19 protein-coding genes are annotated in these 17,261 nt (G+C 70.2%); 3 read left to right on the forward strand and 16 right to left on the reverse strand.

Annotated features, from left to right (window positions below):
• Positions 1-80 precede the first annotated feature (80 nt).
• A complete protein-coding gene (locus tag LV75_RS26030) occupies positions 81-749 on the reverse strand; it encodes a GPP34 family phosphoprotein (protein WP_253889646.1) in 669 nt (222 codons plus the stop codon).
• 567 nt (positions 750-1,316) lie between these two features.
• On the opposite strand from LV75_RS26030, the gene LV75_RS26035 reads away from it, so the two are divergent.
• Both LV75_RS26035 and LV75_RS26040 read left to right on the forward strand, forming a co-directional pair.
• Positions 1,317-1,973 (forward strand): peptidoglycan-binding protein, encoded by a 657-nt coding sequence (locus LV75_RS26035; RefSeq protein WP_253889647.1) that lies wholly within the window; start codon positions 1,317-1,319, stop codon positions 1,971-1,973.
• A 13-nt stretch (positions 1,974-1,986) separates the two neighbouring features.
• Positions 1,987-4,272: a zinc metalloprotease gene (locus LV75_RS26040; RefSeq protein WP_253889648.1), complete on the forward strand. Its 2,286-nt coding sequence runs from the start codon at positions 1,987-1,989 to the stop codon at positions 4,270-4,272.
• A 56-nt stretch (positions 4,273-4,328) separates the two neighbouring features.
• Here LV75_RS26040 and LV75_RS26045 read toward each other — a convergent pair whose 3' ends face one another.
• From LV75_RS26045 to LV75_RS26110, 14 genes are all read right to left on the reverse strand, one after another.
• On the reverse strand, positions 4,329-5,171 hold the full coding sequence (locus tag LV75_RS26045) for an acyl-ACP desaturase (protein WP_253889649.1): 843 nt from the start codon (positions 5,169-5,171) through the stop codon (positions 4,329-4,331).
• 17 nt (positions 5,172-5,188) lie between these two features.
• Positions 5,189-6,019, reverse strand: a complete 831-nt coding sequence (locus tag LV75_RS26050; protein ID WP_253889650.1) for an SAM-dependent methyltransferase — start codon at positions 6,017-6,019, stop codon at positions 5,189-5,191.
• Positions 6,006-6,281, reverse strand: coding sequence for an acyl carrier protein (locus LV75_RS26055; RefSeq protein WP_253889651.1), 276 nt, complete (start codon positions 6,279-6,281; stop codon positions 6,006-6,008). Before LV75_RS26055 ends, LV75_RS26050 begins: the two co-directional genes overlap by 14 nt.
• Positions 6,282-6,300: 19 nt before the next feature.
• Positions 6,301-6,813 carry a PaaI family thioesterase gene (locus LV75_RS26060; protein ID WP_253889652.1) on the reverse strand — a complete coding sequence of 171 codons (513 nt, stop codon included), beginning with the start codon at positions 6,811-6,813 and terminating at the stop codon, positions 6,301-6,303.
• Positions 6,810-7,598: a ferritin-like domain-containing protein gene (locus tag LV75_RS26065; RefSeq protein WP_253889653.1), complete on the reverse strand. Its 789-nt coding sequence runs from the start codon at positions 7,596-7,598 to the stop codon at positions 6,810-6,812. Before LV75_RS26065 ends, LV75_RS26060 begins: the two co-directional genes overlap by 4 nt.
• A gap of 79 nt (positions 7,599-7,677) precedes the next feature.
• Positions 7,678-9,285: an AMP-binding protein gene (locus tag LV75_RS26070; protein WP_253889654.1), complete on the reverse strand. Its 1,608-nt coding sequence runs from the start codon at positions 9,283-9,285 to the stop codon at positions 7,678-7,680.
• The gene (locus LV75_RS26075; protein WP_253889655.1) at positions 9,278-9,943 is read right to left on the reverse strand and encodes a 4'-phosphopantetheinyl transferase family protein; all 666 of its coding nucleotides are present in this window, start codon (positions 9,941-9,943) and stop codon (positions 9,278-9,280) included. The genes LV75_RS26070 and LV75_RS26075 overlap by 8 nt, the downstream gene beginning before the upstream one ends.
• Positions 9,940-11,121 carry a cytochrome P450 gene (locus LV75_RS26080; RefSeq protein ID WP_253889656.1) on the reverse strand — a complete coding sequence of 394 codons (1,182 nt, stop codon included), beginning with the start codon at positions 11,119-11,121 and terminating at the stop codon, positions 9,940-9,942. Before LV75_RS26080 ends, LV75_RS26075 begins: the two co-directional genes overlap by 4 nt.
• Positions 11,122-11,441: 320 nt before the next feature.
• Entirely contained in the window at positions 11,442-11,804 is a 363-nt protein-coding gene (locus tag LV75_RS26085; RefSeq protein WP_253889657.1) for a hotdog family protein, read from the reverse strand.
• The gene (locus tag LV75_RS26090; protein WP_253889658.1) at positions 11,804-12,199 is read right to left on the reverse strand and encodes a hotdog family protein; all 396 of its coding nucleotides are present in this window, start codon (positions 12,197-12,199) and stop codon (positions 11,804-11,806) included. Before LV75_RS26090 ends, LV75_RS26085 begins: the two co-directional genes overlap by 1 nt.
• A 109-nt stretch (positions 12,200-12,308) precedes the next feature.
• A complete protein-coding gene (locus LV75_RS26095) occupies positions 12,309-12,878 on the reverse strand; it encodes a class I SAM-dependent methyltransferase (RefSeq protein WP_253889659.1) in 570 nt (189 codons plus the stop codon).
• A gap of 31 nt (positions 12,879-12,909) precedes the next feature.
• Complete coding sequence (locus LV75_RS26100; protein ID WP_253889660.1) at positions 12,910-14,166, reverse strand: RNA polymerase sigma factor; 1,257 nt, start codon at positions 14,164-14,166, stop codon at positions 12,910-12,912.
• On the reverse strand, positions 14,139-14,558 hold the full coding sequence (locus LV75_RS26105; RefSeq protein WP_253889661.1) for a YciI family protein: 420 nt from the start codon (positions 14,556-14,558) through the stop codon (positions 14,139-14,141). The genes LV75_RS26100 and LV75_RS26105 overlap by 28 nt, the downstream gene beginning before the upstream one ends.
• Positions 14,559-14,732: 174 nt before the next feature.
• Positions 14,733-15,725 carry a hypothetical protein gene (locus tag LV75_RS26110; protein WP_253889662.1) on the reverse strand — a complete coding sequence of 331 codons (993 nt, stop codon included), beginning with the start codon at positions 15,723-15,725 and terminating at the stop codon, positions 14,733-14,735.
• A gap of 140 nt (positions 15,726-15,865) precedes the next feature.
• Here LV75_RS26110 and LV75_RS26115 point away from each other — a divergent pair, with 140 nt between their 5' ends.
• A complete protein-coding gene (locus LV75_RS26115) occupies positions 15,866-16,690 on the forward strand; it encodes an alpha/beta hydrolase (RefSeq protein WP_253889663.1) in 825 nt (274 codons plus the stop codon).
• Between the two features lie 7 nt (positions 16,691-16,697).
• On the opposite strand, the gene LV75_RS26120 is transcribed toward LV75_RS26115, so the two are convergent.
• Positions 16,698-17,258 (reverse strand): NsdA family TPR-like regulatory protein, encoded by a 561-nt coding sequence (locus tag LV75_RS26120; RefSeq protein ID WP_253889664.1) that lies wholly within the window; start codon positions 17,256-17,258, stop codon positions 16,698-16,700.
• Between the last annotated feature and the right edge of the window lie 3 nt (positions 17,259-17,261).

The following is a 17,261-nucleotide window of genomic DNA, read 5'->3' on the forward strand; positions in this document are numbered from 1 at the left end:
TCCTTTGTGGACCTGGTAGAGACGGTTCTGGGGACGGAGTGGGCAGCCGGTCCGGTGGTGCGGTCGGTCGCCGGTCGTGGTTAGAACAGCGGGGTGACCGCTGCTGTCACGAGTACTTCGGTGGCGTTGTCGATGAGCGCGACCGCGCTCGGCCACAGGTTCGTCCGGATCTGGCGTTCCAGTTCCTCGTGCACGCCGGGTTCGCAGTGGCTCAGGATCTCGCGGTCGCGGCCGGTGGCGCGCAGCAGCCCGGCCAGCAGCAGGTCCGCTGTGGACAGCGGGCGGGGGACGCTCAGGTTGCCCGCGATGCGCACGCCCGCCGCGGCCGCGGTGCTCAGCGACGGCGGGACGTAGAGCTCCAGCGGCTTGCGCAGCAGCCGCCTGCGGGTGGTGCGCACGACCTTGCCGGAGGCGAGCATCCGGTGCTTGACCAGCTCGGCGATGTCGCGCGCGACCAGGACCATGATCCAGTCCTTGGCCGCCTCGACGCTGTGGTCCTTGCGCGCCCACGCGCGCACCCGCTCCTGCAGCTCGTCGGCGGCAGGCACGTCGGCGACCCGCAGCAGACCGTCCTCGATGATCATGTGGCGGGACAGCATCAGTTCGCCGAGCACCGCGGCGGCGAGGCCGACGGCGAGCGCCTGCGGTTCCAGCCGCTGCTCGCCGGTCATGTCGTCGAGCCCGCAGAGGAAGAACTCGTCGGCCAGCAGCAGCGCCGGTTTCGCCTTTCCGTATTGCGGTGCGGTCACCGAGGGCACCGGGCCCATTCGTCGCCCCTGGGCCTGCTGTGGTGGTCCGAGCGGGTCCGCCCCCGCCACTGGACTGGTCGACTCACGTTCCTCACTTCTTCGTGGTGTGCGCGCCGCAGGATAAAGGCGATACCGACAGCGCGGGATACCCCCATGAGGGTGACCACCCGATCGGCCCAATCCCGTACACCACGGCCGAACGGGGGACGGCACCGGACCACTGTGTGGGATGGCAACGCTCCCGGTCGTGTGACCTGACTGAGACAATCGGGTGGTCGGGGCCGGTGAACTGAGCGATCCTCAGTGGAGTCCTCAGTGGTCTCGCGGCCGCCGGGAATGGGCGTCCACAATAGATCGTGAATGATGTTCACCTGTATTGTCGGGCACCTCGGAATAGCGCGCGCGATACCGGCCGGTAAGTTTCGGGCGCTTGTGGACACGGCTCTGTGATCAGCGGCGCGGCGCCGGTGAATGGATGTCTCGCCCGTCGAGAAACATTCCACCGACAACGTCTCACCGATAGCGTTCTTCGTTTCGACCGCGCGGAGCAGGGGTACCGATCCCGACATGGAGCGAAGCAACCAGGCACACCTGCCCCCGCTGTCGGCCGACGACCTCGCCGCCGAGACCGGCGCCGCGCTGCCCGCCAAGGAGGTCTACTCCCTGCTCGACCTCAACGTCGACCTCGACCTGGCCCTGGACCTGGCCGCCCCGATCGACCTCGCGGTCGCGGCCAACGCCAACGTCGCCGCCCCGATCGACGCGGCCGTCGGCGCGAACGTGCTGTCCACCGACTCCACCGCGCAGGCGCTGTCGGACCAGGGGGTGGCCATCACCCAGGGCATCACCGGCGACTCGACCGCGCACTCGACCCAGGACAGCGCCATCGACCAGTCCGAGCCGGTCCCGACCACCCCGCCCGCCGCCCAGCCCGGTGGCGTGCACGCCGTGGACATCCCCGACGACATCAGCGGCGCGCTCAACGGCGGCCTGCTCAACCTGGACGTGAACGTCAACGCCGACCTGGACCTGACCGCCCCGATCAACGGCGCGATCGCCGCCCAGGCCAACGTCGCCGCCCCGATCGACGCCGCGGTGTCGGCCAACATCGGCTCGACCGGCTCGGAGGCCACCGCGGTCGCCCAGCAGCAGGCGATCATCAACCAGGACATCACCGGCAACGCCACCGCCACCGCCGACCAGACCAGCGACGTCGACCAGTAAGAAGGGGGCCCGGATGAGCGTCATCTCGGGCCCGGGCACCGCACCGGGGCGGGACGCCGACGCGTCCCGCCCCGCGGTGCCGACACGGGCCGACGGCGTGCTGTTGATCGGGGAGATGAGCGGGTCCGGCTACCGCCGCCCGCCCGCCCTGGTCCGCCGCGCGGACGGCCAGGTGCTGCAACTGACCCCGCTGCTGTACCGGGTGCTGGAGGCCGTCGACGGCCACAGCGACCACGACGGGATCGCCGAGCGCGCGGGCGCTGCCGTCGGCAGGCGGATCAGCGGGCAGGACGTGCGGGTGCTGCTGGACAAGCTGCTCCCGCTCGGCGTGCTGCGGCTGCCAGACGGCACCGACCCGAAGCCGCGCAAGGCGAACCCGTTGCTGGGCCTGCGGATGCGCTGCGTGATCTCCAGCGAGGACACCACGCGGCGGGTGACCAGCCCGTTCACCTGGCTGTTCCACCCGCTGGTCGTGGTCGCCGTCGTGCTCGCGTTCCTCGGTGTGTCGTTCTGGGTGCTGTTCGAGAAGGGCCTGGCGGGCGCGGCGTACGAGGCGTTCCAGCGGCCGTCGTTGCTGCTGCTGGTGTTCGCGGTGACGATCATCTCCGCCGGGTTCCACGAGTTCGGCCACGCCGCCGCGGCCCGCTACGGCGGCGCCACACCCGGCGCCATGGGCTTCGGCATGTACCTGATGTGGCCCGCCTTCTACACCGACGTCACCGACAGCTACCGCCTCGGCCGGGCCGGGCGGCTGCGCACCGACCTCGGCGGGCTCTACTTCAACGCCATCGTCGCCGTCGCGATGTTCGGCGGCTGGGCGCTGTCCGGGTGGGACGCGTTGCTGCTGGTCATCGCCACGCAGCTGCTGCAGATGGTCCGCCAGCTCACCCCGCTGGTCCGCTTCGACGGCTACCACGTGCTCGCCGACCTCACCGGCGTGCCCGACCTGTTCCAGCGGATCAAGCCGACACTGCTCGGGCTGCTGCCGAACCGGTGGCGCTCCCCGGAGACGACCGTGCTCAAGCCGTGGGCGCGCGCGGTCGTGACGCTGTGGGTCGTGGTCGTCGTCCCGGTGCTGCTGCTCAGCCTGCTGCTGATGGTCCTGACCCTGCCGCGCATCATCGGCACCGCGGTCAACGGGGTCCAGCAGCAGTGGGCGGGCCTGGGTGCGGCGTTCGACGACGGCAACCTGGCCCTCTCCGCGGTGCGGGTGCTGTCGATCGTTGCGATCGCCGTGCCGATGCTGGGCATCTTCTACCTGCTGGCGCGGATGGTGCGCCGGACGGGCAAGAAGGTCGTCGGCTGGTCATCGGCGAAGCCGGGTCGCCGCGCTGTCGCACTCGTTGCGCTCATCGCGGTCGTCGTCGGGTTGGCGTGGGCGTGGTGGCCGGAGGGTGACCGCTACCGGCCGATCCAGCCTGGCGAGCGCGGCACGGTGCAGGACGTGATGCCGCAGGCCGCTCGCGCTCCTCAGGCCCTTCCCGAGCGTTCGTCGGTCGTCCCGGCGGCGGGTAAGCGGCAGGCGCGGATGCCCGAGGGTGCCGCTCTGCCCACAAAGGACAAGCCGGTCCCGGCTGTGGTCCTGCGCCCGGTCAACAATCCGACCGCGCCTAGTTGGGTGTTCCCCTTCCAGCGCCCCGACGCCCCCGGCCCTGGCGACAACCAGGCCGTCGCCATCAACACGACCGACGGGTCGGTGCTCTACGAGGTCGCCTTCGCGCTGGTGTGGGCCACGGAGGACACGGTGGACAACCGCAACGAGGCATGGGCATTGGCCAGCTGCCGCGACTGCGCCACCGTCGCGATCGCCCTCCAGATCGTGATCATCGTCGGCCAGGCGAACGTGGTGGTCCCGGAGAACGTGGCCGTCGCGGTCAACAAGTCCTGTGTGGACTGCGTGACCTTCGCCCTCGCCGCGCAGCTGGTGCTCACCGTCGCCAACGAACCGAGCGAGGCGGCGAAGGCGGAGATCACCGAGATCTGGTCCCGCATGACGGACCTGGCCACGCGGGTCCAGGACATGTCCATCGCCGAGATCCAAGCCGAGTTCGACGCCGTCAAACGCGAGATCCAGGCCGTCCTCGACGCCGACCAGCCGCCCTCCACCACCACAACCCTGCCCACCTCGTCGTCGTCCACGGCCACCTCGGTCACGACTACAACGCCCTCGCCCACCGAGTCCTCGTCGACCCCACCATCGTCGACGACACCCCCGTCGAGCGAGACACCTTCGTCGAGTCCGAGCCCGAGCCCGAGTCCGACCACCAACTCGGAATCGGTGGTGCCGACGAGTCCATAATGGAATGAGTGACTGAAGTGAAGTGAGGGGCGGCCATCTGGCCGCCCCTCACCGATTCACGCGTTGATGGTTCGACAGGCCGCTATGAAGTCGATCAGTTCGGTGACCTTGTCCGACTTCGCGTCCACCGCCCGGTTGAGTACCTTGATCAGGTAGTCGTAGGCGTCGGTGTGGTCGTAGCGGGCGGTGTCGGCGATCTTCAGGGCCCAGCGCCAGTAGCCGCGGATGGTGTCGGCCAGGGGCATGCGGAAGTCGGCGATCACCGCCCGGACCGGTTCCACCACCGCGTCCCCGTACCGCACCAGGTAGCGCTGCAGCATGTCGGCGAAGAAGGTGAAGTGGCGGGCCTCGTCGCGGCTGAGCCGGTTGAGGATTTGGCCCAGGACCGGTTCGTCGATGACTTGGCGCAGGTTCTGGTAGTACAGCTGTGTCGCCTTCTCCTGCACCAGTGGGTAGGTGAAGAACTGCACCGCGTCGGCGTAGTCGACGGCGAACTTCTTCTGGCCCTCCACTGCCAGGGAGTCCCGCAAGCCGGATGCCGAAGCCAGGCCGGATTCCACTTGGTAGCGGAAGAGTGTCCGCGCGTGCGTGTCCTCCTCCTGCGCCCACCGGATCGAGAAGTGGTACAGCTCCCTGTTGTGCACGAACACTTCCCGCTCCACGCTCTCGTTCAGCGGGAAGTGTTCGTCGTACAGCGCGAAGTACCCGGGCAGGTGGTCCTCGATGATGGTGATGAACTCGACCGCCGAGCGTTGGCCGTCGGTGAGGCGGGACGCGTCGGCCAGGGGCCAGTCGAAGTCGAACTCGTCCCAGCGGGTGCGGCCCGCGCGCAGGAACGTGCCGACCGCCGCGTCCACCTCCGCCGCGGGCAGCAGTGGCCCGCCGACTTGCCTGTGCACAACCGTTCCCTCCCCGATCAGCGGCGTTTCGCGCAGGTCAGCGCGTAGTGCTTGGTGGTGAAGCCCCAGCCCGCGTTCGCCGTGCGCAGGTACTTGGTGAGCTTGTCGGCCAGGCCCGCCTCGATCTCGTCGAGCCGCTCGGCCGAGGCGGCCACGTTCACCAGCCAGTCCTCGATGGTCCGGTGGTAGTGCTCGGTCAGGTCGTCCACCGCCACCACGCTGAACCCGGCGTCCTCGGCGCCGCGCACCAACTCCGACAGCGGCCGCATGTCGCCCCAGCCGAAGATCGCGTCGCGGACGAACGCCGTGGACTCCTGCTCGCTGAACTCCGCGTGCTTGGCGGCGTTGCGGAAGCAGCTCTCCGAGACGTAGAGCATGCCCTTGGTGCGCAGCGCCGCGTGCGCCCGGCCGAACGCCTCGCCGAGGTCGGGCATGTGCACGATCGACCCGAGCATGGTGACCGCGTCGAACGAGCGCGGCTCGATGTCGAGCTCCTGGATCTGCCCGACCCTGGTCGTCACCAGCTCGCCCAGGCCGCGCTCGGCCACCAGGTCGTGGATGTAGCCGTGCTGGTTGGGCGCCGGGCTCACCCCGACCACGCGCGCGCCGTACTCCTGGGCCATGAACAGGATCAGCGACCCCCACCCGCAGCCGATGTCGAGCAGCCGCTTGCCCGGCGCCAGCTTGACCCGGTCGGCGACGAACCGCAGCTTGGTGCGCTGCGCCTGCTCCAGGGTGTCCTCGGGGGAGGTGTAGAGGCCCGAGGAGTACTTGCGCATCGGGTCCAGGTACAGCCCGAAGATCTCCGGGTCGAGGTCGTAGTGGACGTTGGTGTCAGCGACCGCCACCGCTGGGCTCCTTCTCGGCGAGGGTGGCCACGACCAGCGTCGCCGCGTCGCGCACCGTCTTGAGGCCGAACACCTGGTCGTCCTCGAGCTCGATGTCGTAGGTCCGCTCGATCTTGGCGACCGCGCGCAGCACCTTCACCGAGTCCGCGCCCTCCAGCGAGCTCAGGTCGACGTCGGCGTCGACCGCGGCGACCGGCAGGCCGAACTCCCCGGCCACGATCTCGGTGACGGTGGTGATCACGGTGATCACGTCTTCGGACATTTCGCGCTGTCTCCTCGGGTCAGCCGCCCGGCCGCAGTCCGGCCAGGGCGTTCTCGATCAGTTCCGCTTCGCCTTCGGTCAGGTCCATCCGGTCGCGCACCTGCTCGGCGGTCGCGGGCTGGTAGGTGCCGACGGCGGTCACGCACACCGCGCCGTCGGGGTCGGTGATCTCCGCGTACGCCCGGTACGGGGCCGCGGTGAGGTCCTCGGCGCTCGCCGCGCAGCGGTAGCTGACGCCGACCGCGAGCGGGGACAGGTAGCGGGTGCGCAGCGTGGTGGTGAACACCGACGTGCCGATCTTGAGCACCAGCAGGTTGCCCATGATCTCGTCGCACACCGTGGTGGCGATCCCGCCGTGCACCACACCCGGGTAGGACTCGAAGGTCCGGTCGACCCGCAGCACGCACTCGATGCCGTCGCCGGCGTGGGTGAAGTTCAGCCGCAGCCCGTGCTCGTTGCTGGGGGAGCAGCCGAAGCAGCTGTAGTCCGGCAGCACCCGCCACGGCACCTCGACCGGTGTCCCGTCGCTCACCCGAGCGCCTCGGCCAGCGCCCGGCGCACCTTGCCGTTGGTGCTGAGGTCCTTGTCGACCAGCTGCCCGAAGACCTGCCGGATCTTGCCCTGCAGCTCGTCGAGCTCACCCTGGTCGGCGACGCCCTCGAGGAACAGGTCGAACCCGGTGTCGATGGTCTCGTGGTCCTCGAGCTCGACCAGGTTGCTCTTGAACATGCTCACCGGGTGCTTGATCTTCTGGTCGGAGGTGTAGACGTACAGCGTCTCCAGCACCGACGGGATCTCCTCGGGCTTGCGCTCCAACCGGCCGCGGCAGTAGTGGATGAACTCGCGCGCGTGCCCGGCCTCGTCGCGGCTGGCGCGCAGCAGGATGTCGGCCAGCACCGGCTCCTCGACCGCGGCGGCCACCCGCCGGTAGATGTGGTTGACCGTCAGCTCGGAGATGATGTTGGTGGCCAGCGTCGCCGCGGGGGTGCTGCCCGGCGCGTACGGCTCGCGCATCGCCTGCACCGGCGCGTCGTCGACGGCCTCGCCGATCGCCTCCAGCCACGACTTGAAGGCGTAGTGGTGCTGCACCTCCTGGTAGCCCCACACCACGGCGAAGGTGGAGAAGTCGTAGTCGTCGACGAACTCGTTGAGGAACCCGTGCACCGCGGCGATCACGTTGGACTCGCCCATCACGCCGCTCTTGGCCATCAGCACGTGCTCCGGCTTGACCAGGTCCTTGTCGACGCTGCCGAAGTCGATGTCCTTGAGCTGCCAGTGGACCCGTTCGTAGTGGGTGAAGACGTCGAAGCTGTGCATGTCCCCTTCTCCTCTGGTGTCTTGACCTGGTGGCTCGACTCGAGAACGCCGGGATGTGGTCAACGTTCCGGGTCAGCCACTAGCCGAACCTGGCCCGGGAAGCGAGTCGTTGCAGCTTGCCGCTGCTGGTGCGCGGGATCGCCTGCGGTGGCGCGACGACCACCCGCACGTCCTCCAGGCCGGTCGCGGTGGCGACCAGCGCCCGCAGCCGCTCCCGCAGCGCCGGGGAGTCCTCTTCGGTCGACTCGACCACGAGGACCATCCGCTCGGCGCCCTCGTCGAGGTAGGCCACGCAGCGCCTGCGGTGGACGCCGGGGTCGGTGCGCACGGCGGCCTCGACGTCCTCCGGGTAGTAGTTGTCGCCGCGCACGATGATCATTTCCTTGCGGCGGCCGGTGATGTGCAGCTCGCCGCCCGCGGTGTAGCCGAGGTCGCCGGTGCGCAGCCAGCCGTCCTCGGTGAACGGCTGCTCGCCGCGCAGGTAGCCCGCGGTCACCGACGCGCCCCGGATCTCGACCTCGCCCACGACCCGCTCGCCCTGGAGCGCGCCCGTCTCCGGGTCGGCGATGCGGACGGCCATGTTCGTCACCGGTCGTCCTACCGACACCACACCGCGGGAGTTGGGGCTACCGCGGTCGACCGGGACGGCTTTGCCTGTTTCGGCCAGCTGTGGGCGGTCTACCCAATCCACGCGAGGCGGCGCTGTCAGCTCGGAGAACGTCACCGGGAGAGTGGCTTCGGCGAGCCCGTAGACCGGGAGCATGGCCTCTTGCCGGAAACCGGCAGGCGCGAAGTGGTCGAGGAACCCTTCCAGAGTGTCCACAGCGATGGGTTCGGCGCCGTTGAACGCCACCCGCCAGTTGCTGAGGTCGTAGTCCGTCACCTCGTCCGCGGGCACAGCGCGCGCCATCGCGTCATAGGCGAAGTTCGGCAGCGGGCACGCCGTGACACCAATCTCGGACATCAGCCGCAGCCAGTGCGCCGGGTCCTTCACGAACACCGACGGCTGCCACACGGTCAACGGGATCGGGTAGTACAAGGCGGTGAGCGAGCCGAACAGGCCCATGTCGTGGAACAGCGGCAGCCAGTTGCCCGCGCGATCCGCGCCGCTGAGCTCGATGCCGTCGCGGATCGCGGTAAGGCAGGCGAGCACGTTCGCGTGCGACAACCGCACGCCCTTCGGCACGGCAGTGCTACCGGAGGTGAACTGGACGATCAGGTCGTCCTCGCCGGTCACCCCGCTGTCCGGTGGCGCGTCGTGGTCGCGCAGGTCCCCGGTGGACACCGCGGTGGTCCCGTCGAGCGCCGGACCCAGCACACCGCGCAGCCTGGTCAGCCGCTCCGACACCACCACGGTCTCGATCTGCGCCGCCGCGATGACGCCGCGCACCCGCACCTGGTAGCCGTCGCGGGCCATGGTCGGCAGGGGGAGGGGACAGGCGCAGGCACCGAGGACGCCCAAGCCGATGAGCACGCGGAAGAAGTCCGCCTCGTTCTGGCACAGCAGCCCGACCCGGTCACCGCGGCGCACCCCGGCCGCGGCCAGCGCCCCGGCCATCGCGTGCGACTGGTCGAGCAGGTCGGCCAGGCCCAGCCGCTCGCGGCCGGTGTGGAAGGTGACGGGCGTGTCGGGGCCCCGCCGCGCCGCCGCCGCGAGGGCCGCGTGCAGGGTGCTCGGCTCAGCCACGGGTGCCGCCGAACGCGCGCAGCCCTTCGGCCAACCGGTGGGCGGGGGAGTCCCCGGCCGGGGCGGCGGGGGTGAACGACCAGCGCCCGTCGGACACCGTCGGCGTCCACACGCGCGCCCGCACCCGGGGCGGCGCGTCGGCGCGCACGGTGAGTGCGCAGTGCCGGGTGCCCAGATCGACCGTCCGGGTGAGGAAGCCCGCCCCGTACGGCCAGTCCACTGTGGACCACCCGGTGCTCGGGTCGGCGGTGAAGCCGATGGACCGCAGTCCGGCGCGCAGCCCGAGCCGGGTGGCCTTGGCCGCGCTCTCCTTCGCCGTCCACAACGCCCGCGCCGACACAGGCCCAGCGACCTCGCTCGCCGCGCAGAACCGGGTCGCCACCTCGCGTAACTCGTCCTCCGCGGCGTCCTCGACGTCGACACCGCAGGTCGCGGGGCTCTCGGCCACGACGAGGAAGTCCTGGTCGTGGCTGGCGTTGCCGGACTCGACCCCGGCGACGCCAGCCAACACCCTGGCGGCCTGCGCCTGGACGCGGCGACGGCCCGAGGCGCGGCGCTCGATCGCGGCCCGCTCAGCGGCGGGCAGGTCCGGTTCGGCGCGCCCGCGCACCCGCTCCAGGGCGCGCAGCGACACCACGTGCACGGCGACCCGGGTCACGACGTGCTCGCCCGCAACTGCGACAGGCCGCGGAACTGCAGGTTGTCGGCGCGCCAGTCCAGCCGCTGCGGCTCGACGAGCCGCAGGTTCGGCAGCCGCGTGGTCAGCTCGGCGAGGGCGATCCTGCCCTCCATCCGGGACAGGCCCGCGCCGATGCAGAAGTGCACCCCGAGGCCAAGGCCGACGTGCCCGGTGTCGCCCCGGGTGACGTCGATGCGGTCTGGGTCGGCGAACCGCTCCGGGTCGCGGTTCGCCGAACCTCGCATGAGGTAAGCCAACTGGCCCTCGCGCAGTTGCTTGCCCCGCAGTTCGACATCCCTGGTGAGCAGCCGGTGGGTGAGCTGGACCGGGCCGTCCCAGCGGATGACCTCGTCGACCGCGCTCGGGATGGTCGACGGGTCGCTCTTGAGCAGCTCCCACTGGTCGCGCTGGGTCAGCAGGCCGGCCAGGCCGTTGCCCAGCATGTCGATGGTGGTCTCGAACGAGGCCGCGATCAGCAGCAGCAGGTTCGACACCAGTTCGTCGACGCCGAGGCGGTCACCCTCGTCGTCGGCGGTGACCAACCGCGACACGAGGTCGTCGCGCGGTTCGGCGCGCCGGGCCTCCATGATCTCGGTGAGGTAGTCGATCATCTCGTGCACCGCCTCGGCGGCCTGCTGGGCGCCACCGAGGTCGGTCGCCGCGCCGAGGAACACCTTGAGCGCGTCGCACCACTCGGTCACCCGGCGGGCGTCGGCAGGGGGCAACCCGTAGAGCCCACAGATCACCAGGGCCGGTACCGGGAAACAGAAATCGGCCATCAGGTCGATCTCCTCGCGCTGCACCGCCGCGTCGACCAGTTCGTCCACGATGCCCTGGACCATCGGTTCCAGCAGCCGCACCGCGCGCGGGGTGAACCCCTGGTTCATCAGCTTGCGCATGCGGGTGTGCGTCGGCGGGTCCAGCATCCACATCCAGTGCCCGGCCAGCTCCAGGAACCGCGCCACGGCGGGGGAGGGGTTCGCGCCGCCGCGCTGGGCCACCAGCAGGGCGATCCGGCGCGAGGAGAACGTCTCGTGGTCGCGCAGCGCCGCGGTGACGTCGTCGTAGCGGGTGATCACCCAGCCGCCGAGTTGCTCGTTGTAGTGCACCGGGTCCTCGGCGCGCAACCGGGCATAAGTGGGATAGGGGTCGCTCATCACCTCGCGGGTGAGTAAGCTCGTTTGACCAACCTGTTCCGTCATCCTGCGTACGTCCCCCCGATATCGATGATTTCGTGGTTGGCAGGCGGGCGAGCGCGGTGAATCAGCGCTCCTGGTGATTGGCCCCCATTCGCCGTTCCGCACCCAGTGAACCCCACGCCGAGCGGGATCCGCAAGGAATTGTCAGCTGGGAAAACCGGAACGCACCAATTCGACCGCCGAGTGTGGACAGCCCGCACGGGTGTGCGGTATGGCCCGGCGGGAATTCGTCACGGTGCCCCGTGCGGGGCGGGGCCCGCGTGCTCGGCGCGGGTGGGTCAGGCAGGCGCGATGGCGGTGCCGGTGCCGCGCAGCACCTCGGCCGCCGCGGTGGCGACGACCACGGTGAAGGCGATCGCGGGTCCGTCGAGCGCGTCGACGGTGACCGAGGTGGTGATCTCGTCACCGACGAACACCGGCGCGAGGAAGCGCAGGTCCATTCCGGTGACGTGCACGCCGTCGTCGGCGAGCAGGGGGGTGCCCGAGAGCGTCAGCAGGCCCTGGGCGACCTTCTTGCCCGCCATCCCGGCGATGTGGTGCGCGCCGAAGTCGCCGGTCAGCCGCGCGCAGGCGGCGATGTCGGCGTCGGAGACGGTCCGGCTCGCGCTGCGCGTCGCGCCGACGGTGAGGCTCTCGCCCATCAGTGCCCACTCCCCGCGGTGAGGACGACGCCCTTGCTCGTCCCGGTGATGACGACCTCGTCGCCGCACCGGATGCGCGCGTCGAAGGCGATCTTGGTGGCCGACTCGCCGCGCTCGAGCCGGGTGATCTCCAGCTCCGCGGTGATCGTCTCGCCCACCGCGACCGGCCGGGTGACCGTCCAGCTCATCCGCCCGGACAGGTAGTCGATGTCGCCGCCGAGCTTGGTCAGCGGGGCGACCACGAGCAGGTACGGCAAATACCGGGGTTCGGTATTGTCCGAATATCCGGAAAGGCGCCGGAATTCCCGGACCTCGTCGACGGTGTAGGTCCTACTCGTCCGCAACACATCGCCGACGGTGACGTCGCCGTGCGCACTCGGGATGGTTGTCGCCACCGAATTCCCTTCTCGTCGGCCGGGAATTCACCCGTGAATCCCATGCCGTTGTCGGGCCGGAACCACGCTAGCACGGAGTGGCTATCGGGCCAACGGAGCGTGATTCGCTCTAGCGGGTGCTGAGCACGAGGTACCGCTCGTCCGAGATGGCCCCGCCCCACAGCGCCGGGTCGTCGAGTCGCCGCACCTCGGCCTCGTGGCGGTGCGCGAGCACCAAGTCCCGGCACTCGAGGGCGGTCAGCCCGGCACCGGTGTGCCAGTGGCCTTCGACGAGCACGAGCCGCCCACCGGCGCGCAGCAGGTCAACCCACCGCCGCACCGCGGTCGCCGGATCGTCCAATGCCCACAACACATGCCGCGCCAGCACGACGTCGAAGGTGGCGGGCGGATACGGCGGCGCGCTCGCGTCGCCCTGCCGCAGTGCCACGGCCGCACCGGCTTTGCGCGCGGCGACCGCCAACATCCGCTCGGACAGGTCGAGCCCGTGGACCCGGTGGCCCATCGCCGACAACAGCACCGACAGCGAGCCGGTGCCGCACCCGAGGTCGACCACGGTGGCAGGCGGCTCGGGCGTCACCGCGCGCAGCAGATCCGCCCAAGCCTTGCGCACCAACGGATCCCGCAGCCCGTGATCGGGCGCGTCGTCGAAGGTGTCCGCCGCGTCATCCCACTCGTTCACGCGTGCGATCCTGCCACCCCGTGCCGCCAGGTCAGCCGAGGGCGTCGAGCTTGTCCCGCAACACAGCCCGCTCGCGCTCGTTGCCGCACAACTCGACCGCCCGCTTGAACGCTTCCCGCGCCTCGTCGTCACGTCCTAAGCGGGCCAACAGTTCCCCGCGCACGCTCGGCACCAGGTGCGAGTCGGGCAGCGCGTCGACCAGTCCGTCCACAATGGCCAGTGCGGCGGCGGGGCCGTCCGCCATCGACACGGCGACGGCGCGGTTCAGGTCGACGACCGGGGACGGGGTCAGGGTGGCGAGCGCCTCGTACAACGCCACCACCCGCGCCCAATCCGTCGCCGCCACCGAGGGCGCCACCGCGTGGCACTGGGCGATCGCCGCCTGCAGGCCGTAGGCGCCCAAGCCCCGGCCCGCCTGCTCGGCCCGGGCCAACGCCGCCTGACCCCGGCGGATCGCGGCGTGGTCCCACCGCCCGCGGTCCTGGTCCTGCAGCAGCACCGGGTGACCGTCGGGTCCGGTGCGGGCGGGGAACCGGGCCGCGGTCAGCTCCAGCAGCGCGAGCAGGCCGTGCACCTCCGGTTCGCCCGGGACCAGCCTGGCCAGCACCCTGGCCAGCCGCTGCGCCTCACCCGCCAGGTCCAGCCGGATCAGGTCGGCGCCGGAACTGGCCGACGACCCCTCCGTGAAGATCACGTACAGCACGCTGAGCACCGACCCCAGCCGCGCGGACCACTCCTGGACCGGGGGCACCTCGAAGGGCACCCCGGCCGAGGCGATGGCCTTCTTCGCCCGGGTGATCCGCGCCTGCACGGTCGCGGTCGGGACCAGGAACGCCTTGGCGATCTCGTCACTGGTCAGCCCGCCGACCACGCGCAGGGTCAGGGCGACCCTGGCCTCGCGCGAGAGCACCGGGTGGCACGCGGTGAACACCAGCGCCAGCACGTCGTCGTCGATCTGGTCGGGGTCCCAGTCGGTCGTCACGCCGTCCCCGCCCGCGTCGTTGGCGAGGACGGCGTACTTGCGGTCCAGCGCGGCGCGCCTGCGGTAGGTGTCGATCGCCCGGCGCTTGCCGACGGTGAGCAGCCACCCGGCCGGGTTGTCCGGCACGCCCTCGCGCGGCCAGGTCACCAGCGCCTCGGCGAACGCCTCCTGCGCCAGGTCCTCGGCCAGCGCGAAGTCCCCGGTGTGGCGGGCCAGCGCGCCGACGATGCGCGCCGACTCGATCCGCCACACCGCGCCGACCGCGTCGCGGGCACCGCTCAGAGCTGCCCGGTCGCCTCGCGCCACGCGCGCTCCTTCTGGATCCACTCGTTGTCCTGCGGGAACTCCTCGATCGAGGGCACCCGGCGGATCTCGGTCTTGAACCCGGCCCCGGTCATCGGCATCCGCCGCGCCCACTCGACCGCCTCCTCCTTGGAGGCCACGTTGAGCAGGTAGAAGCCGTTGAACAGCTCCTTGGTCTCCCCGTACGGCCCGTCGGTCACCACCGGCGGCTCGGTCGAGTAGTCCACGACCACACCGTCGGCCGCGTCGGCCAGCCCCTCGGCCGCGACCAGCACACCCGCGCGGATGAGCTCGTCGTTGTACTTGCCGACGGTCGCCAGCATCTCGCCGAAGTCGATGTCGCCCATCGCGGCGAAAGCCTCGTCGGACGCGCGCATGATCAGCATGTACTTCATCGTCGTACTCCCTGGCTTCACCGAGGCCCTCTCGGCCCCGCTTCACCCCTAGGTCGAACGGGCCGCGGCACGGATCGACACACTGCCCGAACTTTTTTCCCGGGGGATGTTCGGCAGCCTATGACGGACCCCCACCACGCGCGGTGCGGGGGTTCCCACCTGCGCGAACACGTCTCAGCTCCCTTGCTGCCACCCTGGTCCGGCGATGGCGGGCGGTGTGGTGTCGCGGTGTGACTGCCAGCTCACCTGCCACTGCTCGGGCGGCAGCGCCAAGGCCGCGCACACCTCCCGCGCCACCTCCTCCGGACCTCGCCCGCGCCCCGGGGTGTCAAACCACACCGAGTAGTGGCCGGTGATGAGGGTGACACGGAAGAGCCCGGGCTCCCGGTGCTTGTTGCCCACCCAACCGAGGGTCAGGTCGTACCCCCGCAGCCGGTCGCGATCGATACCGGCGTGCACGAGGCGACGAGCGGTGCGCAGCGGCGTCTCCCACGCGTGGTCGGCGACGAACCTGGCGAGCTCGCGGTCGTACTGCGCCGCGGTGAAGGTGGCGTTCGGCGCCACGACCGAGTCTTCAGTGTCCTCGGGGTCCGGGGACCAGTCCCAGTGCACCACGTCGCCGTCGCGGGTGATCGTGACTCCCGCGTTCTCGGTGTACCAGTAGAACGAGCCGTCGTGCGGGATGCCGTCCTCGCCCGTGACGACGATCGGGACCACCCGCGGCTCAGGACCGGCTACCAGCAGGTTGTCGGGCAGCAGGACCTCGTCGGGGTCCACACCGCGCGCACCCCAGACCGTCGTCATCTCCGTCCCGTTGACCTCGACCAGCACCTGGAACACCTCCTCACGCGGCCCCGGTGCCACGGCCAACCGCAACGTGTCCACCCCGGCCCGCCTGATCACCCCACCACCGGCCGCGACCGCGAACCCCAACGGCACAGTGCCCACCGCCGGAATCCCCAACTCCGCGAACGTGGCCCTCACCAACTCGTCGATCTCCCACCGCGAGTCCCTCGCCGAAGCCCCCGCCAAATCCCGCAACCCCGGCGAGTCCAGCCCGTCAACCAGCGCCAGGCACGCCTCGTGGATCAGGTCACGAGGCCCCGCCCCAACCACCTGCCAACGACGGACTGCCTGGTAGAGACGCTGCTCGGAGGATTCGTTCACACCGGCCATCCTCCACACCCACCACCCCAAGCGCACCGCGGTTTCCCACCGCACGGTCCTGCGATCGGAGTCGGTATCGCTCGAGACGTGGCTATCTCAGTAGGCTTCCGGTGAGGGTCCCCCATACCAAAGGAGCCCCCGTGTCTCCCACTGAGCTGCACCTGCGCACCCTGGACGGGCTGGCTTTGGCGGCCACGATGGTCACACCGCCAGCCACGTTGTCTCCGGCGCCGTCTGCCCTGGTCATGGTGCATGGCGGTGGAGTAACCCGGGAAGAAGGCGGCTTCTTCGCTCGCCTGGCGAACGGCCTTGCGGAGGCGGGGGTCATCAGTCTGCGTTACGACCTGCGGGGGCACGGGGAGAGTGAGGGGCAGCCTCAGGAGTCGTCGCTGGCAGCGCACCTCAACGACATTCAGGTAGCGCTTCGGTACGTGCGCGAGGATGTGGGCGCCTCCCGGGTCAGTTTGCTCGGCGCTAGCTTCGGTGGTGGGTTGGCGGCCTACTACGCGGCGCAGCGTCCGGCGGAAGTCGCGCGACTGGTGCTCCTCAACCCGCAGCTCAACTACAAGCGTCGCTACATTGACCAGAAACCGCACTGGTCAGACGACTCCTTGAGCACGGAAGCCGCTCAGCGGCTTGCCGCACAGGGCTACCTCGACCACTCGCCGACCGTTCAGCACAGCCGGGCTTTCCTCAACGAGGTGTTCTGGCTACAGCCGAACACCGTCCTTGGTCAGATCGCTGCCCCGACCCTCATCGTGCATGGCACGGAGGACACCTTCGTGCCGGTGGCGGCCTCTCGAGAGGCCGTGCGGCAACTCCGGGTGGAGCACCGGCTGGTGGAGATCGAGGGGGCCGAACACGGCTTCGCCGTCCACCGCGATCCGGAGTACGCCAATCCCCAGAGTCAAGCCTGGCAGGCATCCGTCATCGGGACGGTGCGGCAGTGGCTTACTGGCTCCTGACTGCGGCTTACGTCCTCAAGGCGTCCTGAAGGGCTCTGGGCGCGGGTCGGTTACGCCAGGGCTGCAAGGTGGCCACGACCCGTCCGAGTTCGCGTTTGGTGCGGCTGGAACCGAGTTCACTGGCCAGTTCCACAGCGGCCACGCCTTCCAGCGCCGCCGTGTCCGGATCCCCGCTGAGCGCCAAGGCCACGGCTCGGCGGGCCCGGAAGTAGCCCTCGTCCCGGCGGGACAGAGTTTGTGTCGTTAGGACCTCCCCGAAGAGTGTGGCTGCCCGGGCTGGCTTTCCAGCCTCGATGTAGCAGCTGGCCACCCGCAGCAAGTGGGTCTGGTCGTTGTAGTAGCTGCTGAGCCGGTGGTGTCCGTCCGTGGTGTCGGGAGCGGCAGCCAATGTTCGGGCTTCGCCTAGCTTGCGTTCAACAGCATCGATCGGTTCGCCGAGCATGGCCAGGCCCCGAGCCTCCTGTTGGGCGACTTCAGCGCGGACAGCGGGTGGCAGCTGCCAAGGGCCGGAGTAGGCCGCTTGGGCAAAGGCCAGTACCCGCGCCGCGTCTCGTTGCTCGTAGGCCATCTG

The sequence above is a fragment of the Actinokineospora diospyrosa genome (assembly GCF_024171925.1).
GTDB classification, from domain to species: domain Bacteria; phylum Actinomycetota; class Actinomycetes; order Mycobacteriales; family Pseudonocardiaceae; genus Actinokineospora; species Actinokineospora diospyrosa.

Bases quoted from the DNA above. Each gene is read 5' to 3' on its own strand.
- LV75_RS26105 (WP_253889661.1), bottom strand. From the start codon at position 14,558: ATGAAGTACATGCTGATCATGCGCGCGTCCGACGAGGCTTTCGCCGCG.
- LV75_RS26040 (WP_253889648.1), top strand. From the start codon at position 1,987: ATGAGCGTCATCTCGGGCCCGGGCACCGCACCGGGGCGGGACGCCGAC.
- LV75_RS26080 (WP_253889656.1), bottom strand. From the start codon at position 11,121: ATGAGCGACCCCTATCCCACTTATGCCCGGTTGCGCGCCGAGGACCCG.
- LV75_RS26120 (WP_253889664.1), bottom strand. From the start codon at position 17,258: ATGGCCTACGAGCAACGAGACGCGGCGCGGGTACTGGCCTTTGCCCAA.
- LV75_RS26055 (WP_253889651.1), bottom strand. From the start codon at position 6,281: ATGTCCGAAGACGTGATCACCGTGATCACCACCGTCACCGAGATCGTG.
- LV75_RS26035 (WP_253889647.1), top strand. From the start codon at position 1,317: ATGGAGCGAAGCAACCAGGCACACCTGCCCCCGCTGTCGGCCGACGAC.
- LV75_RS26065 (WP_253889653.1), bottom strand. From the start codon at position 7,598: ATGCACAGCTTCGACGTCTTCACCCACTACGAACGGGTCCACTGGCAG.
- LV75_RS26085 (WP_253889657.1), bottom strand. From the start codon at position 11,804: ATGGGCGAGAGCCTCACCGTCGGCGCGACGCGCAGCGCGAGCCGGACC.